This window comes from Rathayibacter sp. AY1B5, from assembly GCF_002932795.1.
Classification (GTDB): Bacteria; Actinomycetota; Actinomycetes; order Actinomycetales; family Microbacteriaceae; genus Rathayibacter.
Genome location: NZ_PSWM01000034.1, coordinates 1 through 12,883 on the forward strand (window position 1 = coordinate 1; position 12,883 = coordinate 12,883).

Genomic DNA, 12,883 nt, shown 5'->3' on the forward strand with positions numbered 1-12,883 from the left:
AAGTTGGTCGGCATGTGGGACGGGATCGCTCTGCTGCTGGCCGTGACGGGTGCCGCGCTCGTCGTCGCCGGTGTCGTGCCGCTTTATCGCGACTCCGAGATCCACTCCGCGCAAGTGTCCGAGGTCGCGGTCGACAAGCGCGCCCGGGCCCGCGGCGCACTCCTCGCGGCCGTTGTTCTCTTCTCCGCAGCCACTGCTGCCCTCCTCGCCGGCACCGCCGGCCCGTGAGGGGCGACCCTTCACACTCCCCGAGTGCCCCGTTGCGGGGCGCGAGCTGCGCGCGCGCGGCGGTGACGGAGCACCGCACGTCGAAAGCCGTGATGCGGCCCAGTCTCCGACGCCTCCGGCTCGGGGTTCATCCCTCGACGTAGCGTGCGCAGTCGCCGGAACCGTGCACATCTGCCGGATCGGCGCAGTGCAGGAGTGACCAGCTGGCACCCACGCCCGTGGGCTCTTCAAGACCGTTGTGGCGATCGAACGCTGTCGTCGTGTACACGTCGACGCCGTCGATCGAGCCTCCAACGAACGCGAACGAGACGATCGGGTCGCCTTCGGTGGTCGGTGTGCTCCACGCCAGTTCCGCATCCTCTCCTGCGAGGGCGGCGGTCGCGAGGCAGGCTCGAGCCTCGCTAGGCAGGTCACTTCCTTGCTCAAGAACGTATTCGCCGCAGCTTGAACTGGCGTCGCTAACGGCGACGACGCCACCAGCATCAGGAAGGTTGCGAGCGGCGACGATCGGATCGCCGTTCGGCGCTTTCGACGCAGGTTCAGGCGTAGTCGCGGAGCAACCGCTGGCCAGAGTAAGCACCGCGATCGCGATCGCAGCTACCGTCAGGCGGTTCATCCGCCCACCGTATCCGCCAGCGCCGCATGCCAGTCAAGGAACCAAGCGGACGGGCCGGCGCTGCCCGCCCGTGAGGGGCGGCCCCCTCACGCTCCCCGTGTCCTGTTCCGGGGCGCGAGCTGCACTCGCGCAGCGGCGACGGAGCGCCGCCAAGGGGAGGCCGCGATGCGGCCCGTTCCACCCGTTTTCTTCACCTCTCCGCGGTTTCAACCTATTTCGCTCCACCGGCTCCGTGCCACCGAGAGCGGACGCGCCCTGCGGGCTTATTTCGCCCGCTCTCGGTGTCACTGCGCCGCCTCCACTCAAACGGTTTTCCCCGCCGGAGAGGCAAAGAAAAACGATCAGCCAGAGGGAGCACCCACACCATGCAGACCACCACCGACTTGCAGACCACCGCGAAGACCTACCTCACGCTCGCGAACACCCGCGCGGTCGACGTGCGCGTTGTGGGCACCGACCCGAAGACGATGCCCTCGGTGCACGTCACCCGCCGCAAGTCCGGCGTCTGGGAGGCGTGGCACTCCGACCAGCTGCACGGCATCACCAGCGGCTCATTCCGCCACTGCGTCGCCCACGCCCGCCGCGCAGCGATCCGCCGCGTCGCCCCGTTCCTGAACCGCTGAGAGGACCACACCATGACCCGCACCGACACCGGCCGCGCCACGGCTGAACAGCTCGCGCTCATCCTCGCGATCAGCCGCGACGAGGACCCGGAGAACGCCACCGCGACCGACGCGGAGATCCTCGCGCACACCCGCAACACGCTCGGACTGCCGGGGGAGTGCGGCCCCGGCGGGATGCCCGTCTACGACGACGGCAGCGCCGAGGCCGCCGCGTTGATCGCGTTCCTGACGCCCGCCGAGTAGCGCGGGGGAGGGGCCGGCCCTCGGGCCGGCCACGAGGGGCGACCCCCTCGCGCTCCCCCGTGTTCCGCCGAAGGCGGGGCGCGAGCTCCGCACGCGCAGCGGTGACGGAGCACCGCCGGCGGGAGCCGCTACGCGGCGCGTTCCCAGGTTTTCTTCACCTCTCCGCGGTTTCAACCTATCTCGCTCCATCGGCTGCGTGCCACCGATCCCGGACGCGCCCTGCGGGCTTATTTCGCCCGGGATCGGCGTCACTCCGCCGACTCCACTCAATTGGTTTTCACTCGCCGGAGAGGCAAAGAAAAACGATCAGGAAGAGACGACAAAGGCCCCGTAGTTGGGTTAGAACCACGGGACCTGTCGCCTCAATGATCGCACACCGATCAAGGAGAACCCATCGTGACTATCACCACCGGAACCGGGACCGTCGAGCACATCGACCCGACCACCCTCGTGATCGAGGCGAACGTGCGCACCAGCGCTCCCGTGACCAAGGATTTCATGGCGTCGATCCGCGAGAACGGCGTCATCACCCCGATCCTCGCCCGCCGCGACGAGCACGGAAACGTCATCGTCCGCGCCGGACAGCGCCGCACCCTCGCCGCCCGCGAGGCAGCCGTGCCCACGGTCCCCGTCTACGTCGTGGAGGGCGACGACACCACCGCGGACCGCATCATCCAGCAGATCATCGAGAACGACCAGCGCGCCGAGCTGAGCGTCGCAGACCGCACCGCCGCTTGGGCGCAGCTCGCGTTCGAGGGCATCACCGCCTCGCAGATCGCCAAGCGCACCGGAACCAAGACCGACGCCGTGAAGAAGGGCCTCGCCGTTGCGGAGTCCGCGACTGTCACGTCAGTTCTCCACTCGCACGAGCTGACTCTCGATCAGGCCGCGGTCCTGTTGGAGTTCGAGGACGACGCTGACGCCCGCGCCCACCTGGTCGAGGTCGCCACCAACGACCCGACCCAGTTCGACCACACCGCGCAGAGCCTCCGCGAGGACGCCGCGGAGAAGGCTCGCCTCGCCGCCGTCGAGCAGGAGCAGATCGCGAACGGCTTCCAGGTCCTCACCCGCTCCGACGCCTACGGCGAGGGCAGCCCGTGGGTGCCCCTCCGCAAGCTCCGCACCGCGGACGACGCGCAGGTCACCGCCGAGCACATCGCCGCGATCCCGGTCCGCGGCGCGCTCATCGACACCCGCTGGAACGGCGACATCGACGTGACCCACTTCGTGCAGGAGCCCACGGAGGCTGGATTCACCTACGCCTACCGCGGCGACGTGCCCGCCGCGGCGCTCACCCCCGAGGAGGCGGAGGAGGAGCGCGTCGAGAAGTCCGCGGAGCGGAAGGTGCTCATCGCCAACAACAAGGCGTGGACCGCCGCAGAGACGGTCCGCCGCCAGTGGATCGCCACGTTCCTCAGCCGCAAGACCCTCCCGAAGGACGCGGATCGGGTGATCGCTCTCGGGCTCACCGCTCACCGGTTCGCGGTGTCCTCCGGGATGAGTAACGGCAGCGACCTCGCCCACACGCTGCTCGGCATCGACCGCCCCTCCGGCTACCGCACCGACGCTCTCGCCGCGCTGGTCGAGGCGAACCCGGCGAAGGCCCGGCTGGTCGCGCTGGCGGTCGTGCTGGGAGGTCAGGAGGCGAACACGAGCAAGGAGTCGTGGCGACGCGGCGACGAGCGCGCCGCCGCCCACTTCCGCCAGCTCGCTGCGTGGGGGTACGCGCTCTCCCCGGTCGAGCAGGTCGTCACGGGCGAGAGCACCCCGGCTGACGCCGCCGGGATCAGCTAGCCGCTCCGCGGGGACCGGCATCCGCCGGTCCCCGCACCCCCGCTCCCGACTCCTGCAGAAAGGCCCGCCATGACCACCACCACGACTCCCGCCGTCGACGTCGACGTGTGGGGACACACCCCGGCGCTGCGCGACGCGCAAGCCGCCGTCGACGCGGCCACCGCCACCGGCGGCCCCGACGCAATCGCCGCGGCCGCGCGCGCGCTGATCGTCGCCGCGGCCGCGCACGCCTGGCCCACCGCGACCGCCCTCGTTTTCAAGTACGAGACGACCGGCCCCGTCGCCCACGTCTGGGGACTGTGGAGAGTCCTCGACGCCGACCGTCAGACCCTCCGCGAGTGGGAGGACGACCCGGGCGGCATGAGCGATGAGTCCGAGGAGGAACTGGTCGCCCTCGACCTCATCAGCAACCGCCGCGAAACCCTCGACTACACCGACTTCGGAAAGCCCATCGGCTCCACCGTCCTGATCCTGCACACCCTCACCCTCTGAGCGCGGGCGCGGGCCGCCCCGGACCGGGCCGGCCCGTGAGGGGCGACCCCCTCACACTCCCCGATGTTCCGCCGGCGGCGGGGCGCGAGCTCCGCCCGCGCAGCGTCGACGGAGCGACGCCCGGAGGTCGACCGGCTGCGCCGGCCGCCGTTGGTCGCCGTGCGGGCTCACACCCTTTTTTGCCGTGAAGCCTTCGGCGGCTCCCTCCGCTTCGCTGCGGTCGTAGCTACCTACGGGCTCCGTTCAAGTGGCTGCGCCACCGACTCCTCCGAGACTTTCAGCACGCGGTCGCTGCGCTCCCTTATTTCGCGCCGAAACTCTCTCCCCCCTCGCCCTGCGGGTTGCACTGCGCCCTCCGGTTGCTAAGGCGGAAAACCGCCTTCCAGCTCGAGCAGACACGGCCGCTGGCGTGATCGGCGTTGCGACGAGCCGTGCACCGGTCAGCGCATCTCGTGCGCGATCTCCAGGAACGCCGCCGCGGACGACCCGATGCGATCGGACCAGATGGCGCGGAGGGGTCGCACGAGTGCTGGTCCGCGGAGGGGCACTCGTATCAGTGAGCGCGCGGCGAGATCTGCTTCGACGGTGAGGATGCTCATGACTGCGGGCGCGATGCCGGCGCGGGCGTTCGCTCGGATGATCGCCGTCGTCTCAAGGATCGCGGCGGGAATCGCGGGTGCGAGCCCGGCGTCGTGGAGCCATGCTTCGAGGGTCGTCCGGGTGCCGGAGCCTTCCTCTCGCGTCAGCAGTGCGGTGCCGGCCAAGTCCTCGGCGCTGATACTCGCCGCGCGTGCCCAGGGGTGGTCCGGTGCTACGACGACAGCGAGTTCGTCCTCCGTGACCACGTGAGAGGAGAGCGTGGCCGTGGACGCCGGTGTCTCGACGAATCCGAGCTGCGCCGCACCGGATCTCACGAGCTCGGTGACCGTGGCTGAATTGCCGGCGATCAGCTGCACACTCACCTCGGGTGCGCGCTGTCGGAATTCGAGGAGCCAGCGTGGGAGCAGCAGTTCGGCGATCGTCTGCGACGCCGCGAGGACCAGTGAGCCGGTCGGCTGTCGCAGTGCCGCCGCGCCCGCCTCGAGGCGGCGGGACGCCTCGAGGACCGGGCCGGCCAACTCGAGCACGAGCCGGCCCGCGTCGGTCATCAGGGACCCGGTCGGAGAGCGGCGCACGAGCGGCTGCCCGATGGCGCGCTCCGCTACCCGCAGACGCGCCGAGACGGCCTGCTGGGTGACGCCGAGGGCTTCGGCAGCGCGGGAGAGCGAGCCCGCCTCGGCGATGCGTTCGAGCACCTCCAGCGTGTCGAGATCCAGGATCCGATCCGTCAATCGCCGCGTCGCCACAAGCACTCATTGTGCCCCGCCAACACGATCGCTGTATCGGCTGGGGACGGCGATGCTCAGGCTGGAGTCATGACAACTCTCTCCCCCGCCCGCGCATCTTCCTCGATCGGGCATTCTCCGCGGTCGAGGCGCTTGTTCCGGGAGCTGGAGCATCCGGGACTGATCGTGTCAAACCTGACGCCGAACTGGTTCGCGTCGATCATGGGCACCGGCATCGTCGCGGTCGCCGCCGCGTCCCTGCCACTCCAGTTCCCCGGACTGCGTACCGGGGCCACCGTCGTCTGGGCGATCGCCGCGCTGCTGCTCGTCGCGCTGACGGTCGCGACCGGGCTGCACTGGGTCCGCTACCGCGCTACAGCGATGAGGCACCACCTGAATCCGGTCCTCTCGCACTTCTACGGCGCGCCTCCCATGGCGTTTCTCACCGTCGGCGCGGGAACCCTCCTCCTCGGCAAGGACTGGATCGGCCTGCCCGCCGCTGTCACCATCGACTGGGTGCTCTGGACCGCGGGGACTCTCGGCGGGCTGGTGACGGCGGTCCTGGTGCCCTACCTCGCGTTCACCCGGCATGAGAACAAGCCCGATTCGGCGTTCGGCGGCTGGCTGATGCCGATCGTTCCGCCGATGGTGTCCGCTTCCACCGGCGCATTGCTGCTGCCGTACGCGCCCGCCGGGCAAGCGCGGGAGACGCTCCTGTGGTCCTGCTACGGCTTCTTCGGCCTCAGCCTGATCGCGTCGCTGGTGGTGATCACCCTGATCTGGAACCGGCTCGCGCAGCACAAGGTCGGAGCGGCGGGGATGGTGCCGACACTGTGGATCGTCCTCGGTCCGGTCGGACAGTCGATCACCGCTGTGAATCTGCTCGCCTCGAACGCGCCCACCGTCGTGGACGCCGGCACAGCGCGTGCGCTGCTGGTCGTGGCTCTGGTGTACGGCTTCGCGATGCTCGGCTTCGCGCTGCTCTGGACCGTCATCGCCCTCGCGATCACCCTCCGCACCGCGAAGGAGCACCTGCCGTTCAGCCTGACGTGGTGGTCGTTCACGTTCCCCGTCGGCACCTGCGTCACCGGACTGAACGGCCTCGCCCTGCACTCCGGTCTCACGGTTGTCGCCGGCCTCGCGGTGCTCTACTACGTCGGCCTGGTCGCCGCGTGGATCATCGTCGCCGCCCGCACGTTCCACGGTTCCGTGATCCGCGGAACCCTGCTCGCACCACCGCGGCCGGCCTGACCGGGATCGAGGACCATCGTGGACATCCGAAGCCTGAACGCCCTCGCCGAGACCTGGCGGAGTACCGCGGACGCGACCGGACGCTTCGTTCCGGGCTTCGATCCCTGCTCCGGCGGCACCGCCAGTCGCGTCCTGGTGCTGATGCAGTCACCCGGCCCTCGGACGATCGCCGCGGGATCCGCTGCCGTCTGCAGCGAGGACAACCTCGGGCCCACCGCCGCCGCGTTCCGGGCGGCCCGAATCGAGTCCGGACTCTCCCGCGACCACTACCTCCGATGGAACCTCATCCCGTGGGAGATCCCTGGCCGCGTCCGCCCCGCGGACATCGAGGAGGGTCGGCTCGCGCTCGGTGAGCTGCTGGAGCTGCTGCCCGCGCTCGGCGCCGTCGTCACCTACGGGACCGTGGCGCTCGACGGGGTCATGCGCTATCTGACCCTGCACGATGATCCCCGTGTCGTCCCCGTACTCGCGGCACCGCACCCCTCACCGGCCAACGGACGTCACCGCGCCGACCAGCACCTCCGCTCCGTGAACGCGCTCCGCCTCGCGAATCGTCTCGGATCCGGTCGGCGAATCGCAGACTGACGGCACTGAAGGGAGACGTCCGCGGCTCGGTCGGCACCGGTCGTCGTGTCCGATGAGGCGCTGATCTCAGACGGTCCCCGTCCTCGGACCGCTGACGGGAGCGGCCGGGTCGTCCACGACGTCGACGGTGTACGCCGCGCCGTGCTCGAGCGTGTGGCCGACGGTGCACTGGCGATCCACGGCCCGGTGGGTGCGTTCGGACAGTGAGGCGATCCGCTCGGGATCGAGCGCCGACAGGTCGGCGCGGATCACGGCGGTGATGGAGTCGTAGCGGTCCTCACCCTCGGGCTTGGTCGCGGTGATGTCGGTGGTCGCTTCGAAGTCGGCTCCGAGTCGGCTGGCGAGGAGGTGGTCCGAGGAGAGCATGCCGCAGGCGGCGAGGGCGAGGTGCAGCAGCTCGCCGGGCGAGAACACGCCGTCGGCGTCCGACCCGCCGATGCGGACCTCGGCTCCTCGCGCGTTGCGGCCGATGAAGCTTCTCGGGCCCTCGCGGGTGATGTGCAGCGGTGTGGTCTCGGTGCTCATGGTCTGCTCCTGTCCTGTGTCCGCGGCACCGCGGGCAGTGCCGGTGTCTCCTGCGGGTGGGCGGTGTCTCAGGTGTCGGTGCGGACGAGGGGGGAGTTCGTGCCGCGGACCCTGATGTCGACGCCGGTGATCTCCGACCGGGCGATGCCCGTGGACGCCGCCAGGTCGACGGCGCGCTGCCCGGCCGCCGTCCAGGTGGCGACGGTGATCGTGCTGCCGTCTGTGCGGGTGATCACGAGTTCGTACTCCGCGTCGGCGGGCGCATCACCACTGTAGGTGCAGCTCCACTCCAGCCGGGTGCCCCACGGCTTCCCCTCGACCTGGATGTCCGCAGCGAGAGCGGGATCGTCCGCGATCGGGTCCATCGGTTCGAGGGTCGCCTCGCTCGCCACGGGAGCGCCCGCGATGCCCGTGCCGAGAGCGACGCCTCCGAAGACGGAGGCGGTGACGGCGGCCGCGACGGCGAGGGACGTCACCAGCCGGCGCCGACGTCGGTGCGTCCGGACACGGTGGGCGATGGCGGGCAGCGTCACCATCGACGGCGGCGCGTCGTCGCCGTCGTCCGATGCGCTGATGGCGAGAGCGTCCTCGACGGAGAGGCGACCGACGATGCCGGGCAGTCCTGCCAGCTCTGCCACGGCCGCGCGGCAGTCCGCGCAGCCGCTGAGGTGCTGCTCGTACTCGAGTCGCTGATCCGCGGGGAGAGCGCCGAGGACGTAGGACGCGTCCCAGTCGCGGTACTCGTCCTCCGTCGCAGAGCTTCCGTGGTGGTCGTTCATCGGGTGACGCCCCTTTCCTGCAGAGCCAGTCGCAGTCCGCGCAGTCCGTAGTGCAATCGGGATTTCGCTGTTCCCTCGGGGATGGAGTGCCGGCGGGCGATCTCGGGGACGGTGTGTCCGAGGAAGTACGCGTCCACCACGATCTGACGATGCTCCACCGACAGCGATGCGAGAGCGTCGGCGACGAGGATGCTGTCCAGGACCGCGTCGGTGCGATCGGGGACGGCGCCGCCGCCGTCCTCGTCCTTCGCCGGCACTTCGCGTCGGCTCCGAGCGGAGCGGGCGTCGTCGATGACGAGGTTGCGGGCGACGGTGAACAGCCACGCGCGAGCGGCGTCGGCGTCGCGTTCGAGGACCTGCGGGCGCTGCCAGGCCCGGACCATCGTCTCCTGCACGACGTCCTCCGTCAGAGCCGCGTTCCGAGTGAGGTTCTGCACGAAGCGCCGCAACGCCGGGCCGTGACTCTCGTACAGCGCGGCCAGGAGCTCATCGACGGGGCGGGGCACAGTGCTCACCGCCTCGAAGCGCCACGGCGCGCTCCCTCATCTCGGTTGCTGCGATCACTGCCGGTCATCCCTTTCCGTCCTTGCCTGTCGAGAACCGGCGACCCGTCCGGGCGATGCGCTTCGCTGCCCGCGGGGACGGGTCGCCGTCGCATCAGGACGCCGGGGTGGAGGTGCTCATGGCCGCGGCTTCCTTGTTCATCGTGCCGTCAGGGAGGAGGACGTACCAGGCGTCCTTCACACCCTGCCCGTTGACCTGGCCCGGCGCGGTGTCCTTCGCGAACCGGTAGACCGGCCATCCGTCGACGGTCAGCTGGGTCGTCCCGTCGGTGCGCGTGATCGAGCCGACCTCTCCGGTGATCCCGTCCGCGGCGGTCGTGCTGGACGCCGACACGGCCGGCCAGGTCGTGGCGCACTCGTCGTAGCAGCTGCTGCTGCCCGAGTTCTGCGTGTCCTTCGTGAACGTGTAGACGGTGTAGCCGGCCTCGTCCGTGATGATCTCGCCCAGCGGCGAGGACGCCGTCGTGAGAGCCGCCGTCTCAGCGGAGGCGGAGGCGGTGGCGGAAGGGCTGTCGGCCGGCGCTTCCGACGAGGCGGCCGAGCCGGCGGCCGTCGAGCATCCGGCGAGAAGGACGGCGGCGAACGCCGCAGTGGTCACAGTGGTCGCGATTCGCTTGAGCATGATGCCTCCTGTAATGCGGGGGCCGAGGTGGTCCCACCGAGGACACGACACAGCAGTCGCGGACGTTCAACGAGGCGAGAAGATCGCTGGGAGAGCATCCGCGCGGCGGGCGGCTTCAGCGAGAGCGACGATCCGTTGTGCGCTCCTTCGCGTGAAGGCCCGAGGCAGCGCGCTGCTCTCCATCCCCGCGCAGACCGAGGCGAACGAGCACGCAGACCGCCAGGGAACGGTACCCGCGGCCGTACTGCTGAGGATCCGGGCCACCTCGTCAGGTGGGATCGGGCTTCGCTGTATCGCCACGAGGCGGACGCCACTCGGCGCGCTCCTGCTCAAGAGCAGACAGCCTCCCAGTAGAGGCTCGTCCTCTGGCCGATCGAACCCCCTCGGCGGAAGTCTCCGCGAGCAAGCAGACGCCGACCTCGGTCGGCGCTGTGGTGTGCGCTGCGCGCATTTCTGCCTGGAAGCCTTCGGCAGCGTACGGGCCTACGGCGTCGACGCAAGCCGCTGCGCGGCCGGCTCCTCCGAGGTTCCCGCCACGCGGTCGCTGCGCTCCCTCACATCGCGCCGACAACCTCTCCTCCGCCGCCCTCCGGGTTGCGCTCCCGCCTCCGCCTCTGCTCGGCACTACGTGCCTTCCAGGCAAAAAAACGCTGGGAGAGAAGGAAGAACAGGCGAGCCAGACCACCCCCGCTGGCTTGACAAACCTGATTGAGAATCACGGCAAAAAAACGATGAGGAAGAGGAAGAGAAATGCAGCAGATCACGACCGTCAGCACCTTCGTCCCGGCCGCCACCGAGGAGGGGATGCGCACCCAGTTCCGCAAGATCGCGGAGCGCGACGAGGACCTTGCCGCCCACGCACGCAACGGCTGGGCGCTCGCGCACACCGCCACGATCCCCGGAACCGAGGGCGTCATGTTCGTGGACACCCTCACCCGCACCCAGCAGTAGCCCGCACCACCATCGAGGAGGAAACGCCATGTCAGACACCATCACCACCAGCCCCGCGGCGGAGGAGCCGACCCTCCTCGACGCGGTTGCCGAGTTCGCCTCCGTGTTCTCCCACGGGGACACCGCCGACGACCTGGCCGTCCGACTCAGCTGTGCCGAGGTCGACGCGCTGGCCGGACTCCTGCGAGCATTCGGACGTGACGAGGCCGCGGACCTGTGGATCGCGGAGCACGCCACGGACGACGACGAGGGCGATCGGCACCACGCTGAGGGAGGATCGGAGCGATGAGCGAGCAGCAGGTCACCCCCGACGCGGTGGCGATCTACCAGGCGGCCGTGGCGACGTTCGCGGTGACTCTCTCGGACCCCGCCGTCGCGGAAGCGATCGCCCCGACGCTCACGTGCGCGCGCGCGACGCCGATCATCGACCTCCTCACCGAGGCAGGACACCACGACGCCGCCGAGCAGTGGGCCGAGCTGCACGCCTGGACCCGGCTCAACGACGAGCACGACCCGCACCGCGGCGACGAGTCGGACGGGTGGGCCGACTGATGCTCACGGTCTACTCGAAGCCGTCGTGCGTGCAGTGCACCGCGACCTACCGCGCGCTCGACGCGAAGGGCATCGAGTACGACGTCGTGGACCTCACCACCAACCCGGCCGCGCTCGAGTACGTCATGGAGGAGCTGGGCTACTCCGCCGCCCCCGTCGTCGTCGCCAGCGATCAGGACCACTGGTCGGGGTTCCGCCCCGACCTCATCGACAAGCACGCGGCATGAGCGGCGAGATCCCGAGCGATGAGTTCCGGGCCGGATACCTCGCCGGATTCGCGGACCGGCAGGCCGAGGTGGACCGGCTGGAGAACGACGCCGACCGGCTCTACCGCGCCGCCTACGGCGACGAACGCCGCATCCCCGGTCAGTACGTGACCCGCGCCGAGCTCGAACAGCGCAGAGCGCTGTCCGAGCCGCCCGTGGAAATCACCCGGCGCGAAGCGCTCGCATCCTGGGGGATCGAACCGCCCGCCGACGACCCCACAGACACCCCCGCGGCCGAGCCCGCGACCGAGAGCCCGTCAACGTCGACGGGACCCACGAACCGCACGAGCAGGAGACGACAGATGAGCACCAGGACGATCACCGGCAACCTCGCCACCGACCCCGAAGCCGTGCAGGCGGGCCGCGTGCAGATCGTGAAGCTGCGCGTCATCGAGAACACCGGCGAATACCGCGGCGGCGAGTGGACCCCGCACGAGGCCCCGACGACGCACTTCGTGGAAGCGAAGTTCGAGCTGGGCGAGCACGTGCTCGCCTCCCTCCACAAGGGAGACGGCGTGATCGTCGTCGGCTACGAGCGCACCGTCGCCTGGGGCGAAGGCGAGAACCGCCGCACCGGCCGCGTCCTCGAAGCCGACGCCATCGGCCCCAACCTCACCCGCGCGACCGCCGTCGTCACGACGGCCGCGCAACGCACCCCCCACCGCAGCGCCGCCCCCGCGGCTGAGTAAGTTGGTCGGCATGTGGGACGTGATCGCTCTGCTGCTGGCCGTGACGGCTGCTGCGCTCGTCGCCGCCGGTGTCGTGCCGCTGTATCGCGACTCCGAGCTCCACTCCGCGCAGCTGTCCGAGGTCGCGGTCGACAAGCGCGCCCGAGCCCGCGGCGCTCTCGTGGCGGCCGTTGTCCTCTTCTCCGCAGCGGCCGTCGCCCTCCTCGCCGGGACGGCCTGAACCCCTACGCCGAGCCGTCCGCGAGCCGGAGCACGTAGAGGATGACGTGATCCTCCGGGATCGCAGCGCGCACTTCCGCGATCGCCGCGGCCGACGTCGCCGCGTTGCTCTGCACAACCGTCGATGCCGATTCAGCGCGCGTCCGGTGTGCCAGTTCCCACATGCTCCCATCGTCGCACCCGGCGCCGATGGGAGCGGCGGACCGGCAGTGCCGGCCCACGAGGGGGAGAGCCCCCTCGACCCCCCCACCCGAGCACGTGGAACGGCCGCGCGCTCGAGCGGGAGTCAGCTACGAGGACGCGGCTTGTACTTCTTCCCCGCCCGGATGTTCCGGTTCTCGATCACACCGACCACGGCCAGGCCCGCGGCCACGAGGACGATCAGCGACCACCCGAGGACGTTCAACCACGTCCCGGTGAATGCCGCGTAGGTCTGCTCGCCGGCGATGGAGAAGAGCATCAGCGACAGCCCGAACCAGACCATGCCATTGCTGATCAGCGCGGCACGCGCGAGCTTGGTCCGAGGCTTCGACATGAGCCCACCCTCCCACCGGACCCTG

Annotated in this window: 21 protein-coding genes; 13 read left to right on the forward strand and 8 right to left on the reverse strand. The window is 70.2% G+C overall.

The features are described 5' to 3' along the window. A partial coding sequence (locus C5D44_RS16245) for a hypothetical protein (RefSeq protein WP_219815366.1) occupies window positions 1–228 on the forward strand: 228 nt, incomplete at its 5' end. 127 nt (window positions 229–355) lie between these two features. On the opposite strand, the gene C5D44_RS17810 is transcribed toward C5D44_RS16245, so the two are convergent. After that, the gene (locus C5D44_RS17810; protein WP_146088079.1) at window positions 356–844 is read right to left on the reverse strand and encodes a hypothetical protein; all 489 of its coding nucleotides are present in this window, start codon (window positions 842–844) and stop codon (window positions 356–358) included. A gap of 365 nt (window positions 845–1,209) precedes the next feature. On the opposite strand from C5D44_RS17810, the gene C5D44_RS16250 reads away from it, so the two are divergent. From C5D44_RS16250 to C5D44_RS16265, 4 genes are all read left to right on the forward strand, one after another. Continuing rightward, entirely contained in the window at window positions 1,210–1,467 is a 258-nt protein-coding gene (locus C5D44_RS16250; RefSeq protein WP_104277491.1) for a hypothetical protein, read from the forward strand. Window positions 1,468–1,479: 12 nt separating this feature from the next. Next, window positions 1,480–1,710 carry a hypothetical protein gene (locus tag C5D44_RS16255; protein WP_056865930.1) on the forward strand — a complete coding sequence of 77 codons (231 nt, stop codon included), beginning with the start codon at window positions 1,480–1,482 and terminating at the stop codon, window positions 1,708–1,710. Between the two features lie 396 nt (window positions 1,711–2,106). Beyond that, the gene (locus C5D44_RS16260) at window positions 2,107–3,504 is read left to right on the forward strand and encodes a ParB/RepB/Spo0J family partition protein (RefSeq protein WP_104282264.1); all 1,398 of its coding nucleotides are present in this window, start codon (window positions 2,107–2,109) and stop codon (window positions 3,502–3,504) included. 69 nt (window positions 3,505–3,573) lie between these two features. Continuing rightward, window positions 3,574–3,996: a hypothetical protein gene (locus C5D44_RS16265; protein WP_104282265.1), complete on the forward strand. Its 423-nt coding sequence runs from the start codon at window positions 3,574–3,576 to the stop codon at window positions 3,994–3,996. A gap of 440 nt (window positions 3,997–4,436) precedes the next feature. Here C5D44_RS16265 and C5D44_RS16270 read toward each other — a convergent pair whose 3' ends face one another. Further along, a complete protein-coding gene (locus tag C5D44_RS16270) occupies window positions 4,437–5,291 on the reverse strand; it encodes a LysR family transcriptional regulator (RefSeq protein ID WP_374953345.1) in 855 nt (284 codons plus the stop codon). Window positions 5,292–5,507: 216 nt separating this feature from the next. On the opposite strand from C5D44_RS16270, the gene C5D44_RS16275 reads away from it, so the two are divergent. Continuing rightward, window positions 5,508–6,572, forward strand: coding sequence for a TDT family transporter (locus C5D44_RS16275; protein WP_258060519.1), 1,065 nt, complete (start codon window positions 5,508–5,510; stop codon window positions 6,570–6,572). 18 nt (window positions 6,573–6,590) lie between these two features. Next, window positions 6,591–7,157: a uracil-DNA glycosylase family protein gene (locus tag C5D44_RS16280; RefSeq protein WP_258068020.1), complete on the forward strand. Its 567-nt coding sequence runs from the start codon at window positions 6,591–6,593 to the stop codon at window positions 7,155–7,157. A gap of 66 nt (window positions 7,158–7,223) precedes the next feature. Here C5D44_RS16280 and C5D44_RS16285 read toward each other — a convergent pair whose 3' ends face one another. The 4 genes from C5D44_RS16285 to C5D44_RS16300 form a co-directional block, all read right to left on the reverse strand. Next, on the reverse strand, window positions 7,224–7,682 hold the full coding sequence (locus tag C5D44_RS16285) for an OsmC family protein (RefSeq protein WP_055794432.1): 459 nt from the start codon (window positions 7,680–7,682) through the stop codon (window positions 7,224–7,226). A gap of 68 nt (window positions 7,683–7,750) precedes the next feature. Further along, window positions 7,751–8,461, reverse strand: coding sequence for an anti-sigma factor (locus tag C5D44_RS16290; protein WP_104282267.1), 711 nt, complete (start codon window positions 8,459–8,461; stop codon window positions 7,751–7,753). Then, window positions 8,458–8,967 carry a sigma-70 family RNA polymerase sigma factor gene (locus C5D44_RS16295; RefSeq protein WP_056865923.1) on the reverse strand — a complete coding sequence of 170 codons (510 nt, stop codon included), beginning with the start codon at window positions 8,965–8,967 and terminating at the stop codon, window positions 8,458–8,460. The genes C5D44_RS16290 and C5D44_RS16295 overlap by 4 nt, the downstream gene beginning before the upstream one ends. A 151-nt stretch (window positions 8,968–9,118) precedes the next feature. Beyond that, entirely contained in the window at window positions 9,119–9,646 is a 528-nt protein-coding gene (locus tag C5D44_RS16300) for a hypothetical protein (protein WP_104282268.1), read from the reverse strand. Window positions 9,647–10,396: 750 nt separating this feature from the next. Between C5D44_RS16300 and C5D44_RS16305 the strand changes: the two genes are divergently transcribed. Genes C5D44_RS16305 through C5D44_RS16330 form a run of 6 tightly spaced genes read left to right on the forward strand, consistent with a single transcriptional unit; the run spans window position 10,397 to window position 12,324 of the window. Next, window positions 10,397–10,597, forward strand: coding sequence for a hypothetical protein (locus C5D44_RS16305; RefSeq protein ID WP_104277728.1), 201 nt, complete (start codon window positions 10,397–10,399; stop codon window positions 10,595–10,597). Between the two features lie 28 nt (window positions 10,598–10,625). Continuing rightward, entirely contained in the window at window positions 10,626–10,886 is a 261-nt protein-coding gene (locus tag C5D44_RS16310; RefSeq protein WP_216848815.1) for a hypothetical protein, read from the forward strand. Further along, the gene (locus C5D44_RS16315) at window positions 10,883–11,149 is read left to right on the forward strand and encodes a hypothetical protein (RefSeq protein WP_104282269.1); all 267 of its coding nucleotides are present in this window, start codon (window positions 10,883–10,885) and stop codon (window positions 11,147–11,149) included. Before C5D44_RS16310 ends, C5D44_RS16315 begins: the two co-directional genes overlap by 4 nt. After that, window positions 11,146–11,376 (forward strand): glutaredoxin-like protein NrdH, encoded by a 231-nt coding sequence (nrdH, locus tag C5D44_RS16320; RefSeq protein ID WP_104268997.1) that lies wholly within the window; start codon window positions 11,146–11,148, stop codon window positions 11,374–11,376. The genes C5D44_RS16315 and nrdH overlap by 4 nt, the downstream gene beginning before the upstream one ends. Continuing rightward, the gene (locus C5D44_RS18195; RefSeq protein WP_181118543.1) at window positions 11,373–12,104 is read left to right on the forward strand and encodes a single-stranded DNA-binding protein; all 732 of its coding nucleotides are present in this window, start codon (window positions 11,373–11,375) and stop codon (window positions 12,102–12,104) included. The genes nrdH and C5D44_RS18195 overlap by 4 nt, the downstream gene beginning before the upstream one ends. A gap of 10 nt (window positions 12,105–12,114) precedes the next feature. Next, the gene (locus tag C5D44_RS16330; RefSeq protein WP_104282270.1) at window positions 12,115–12,324 is read left to right on the forward strand and encodes a hypothetical protein; all 210 of its coding nucleotides are present in this window, start codon (window positions 12,115–12,117) and stop codon (window positions 12,322–12,324) included. A gap of 4 nt (window positions 12,325–12,328) precedes the next feature. Here the strand turns inward: C5D44_RS16330 and C5D44_RS18200 are convergent, their stop codons facing one another. Both C5D44_RS18200 and C5D44_RS16335 read right to left on the reverse strand, forming a co-directional pair. Then, window positions 12,329–12,487, reverse strand: a complete 159-nt coding sequence (locus C5D44_RS18200; protein WP_181110226.1) for a hypothetical protein — start codon at window positions 12,485–12,487, stop codon at window positions 12,329–12,331. Between the two features lie 122 nt (window positions 12,488–12,609). Beyond that, window positions 12,610–12,858, reverse strand: a complete 249-nt coding sequence (locus C5D44_RS16335; RefSeq protein WP_104282271.1) for a hypothetical protein — start codon at window positions 12,856–12,858, stop codon at window positions 12,610–12,612. Window positions 12,859–12,883: the final 25 nt, after the last annotated feature.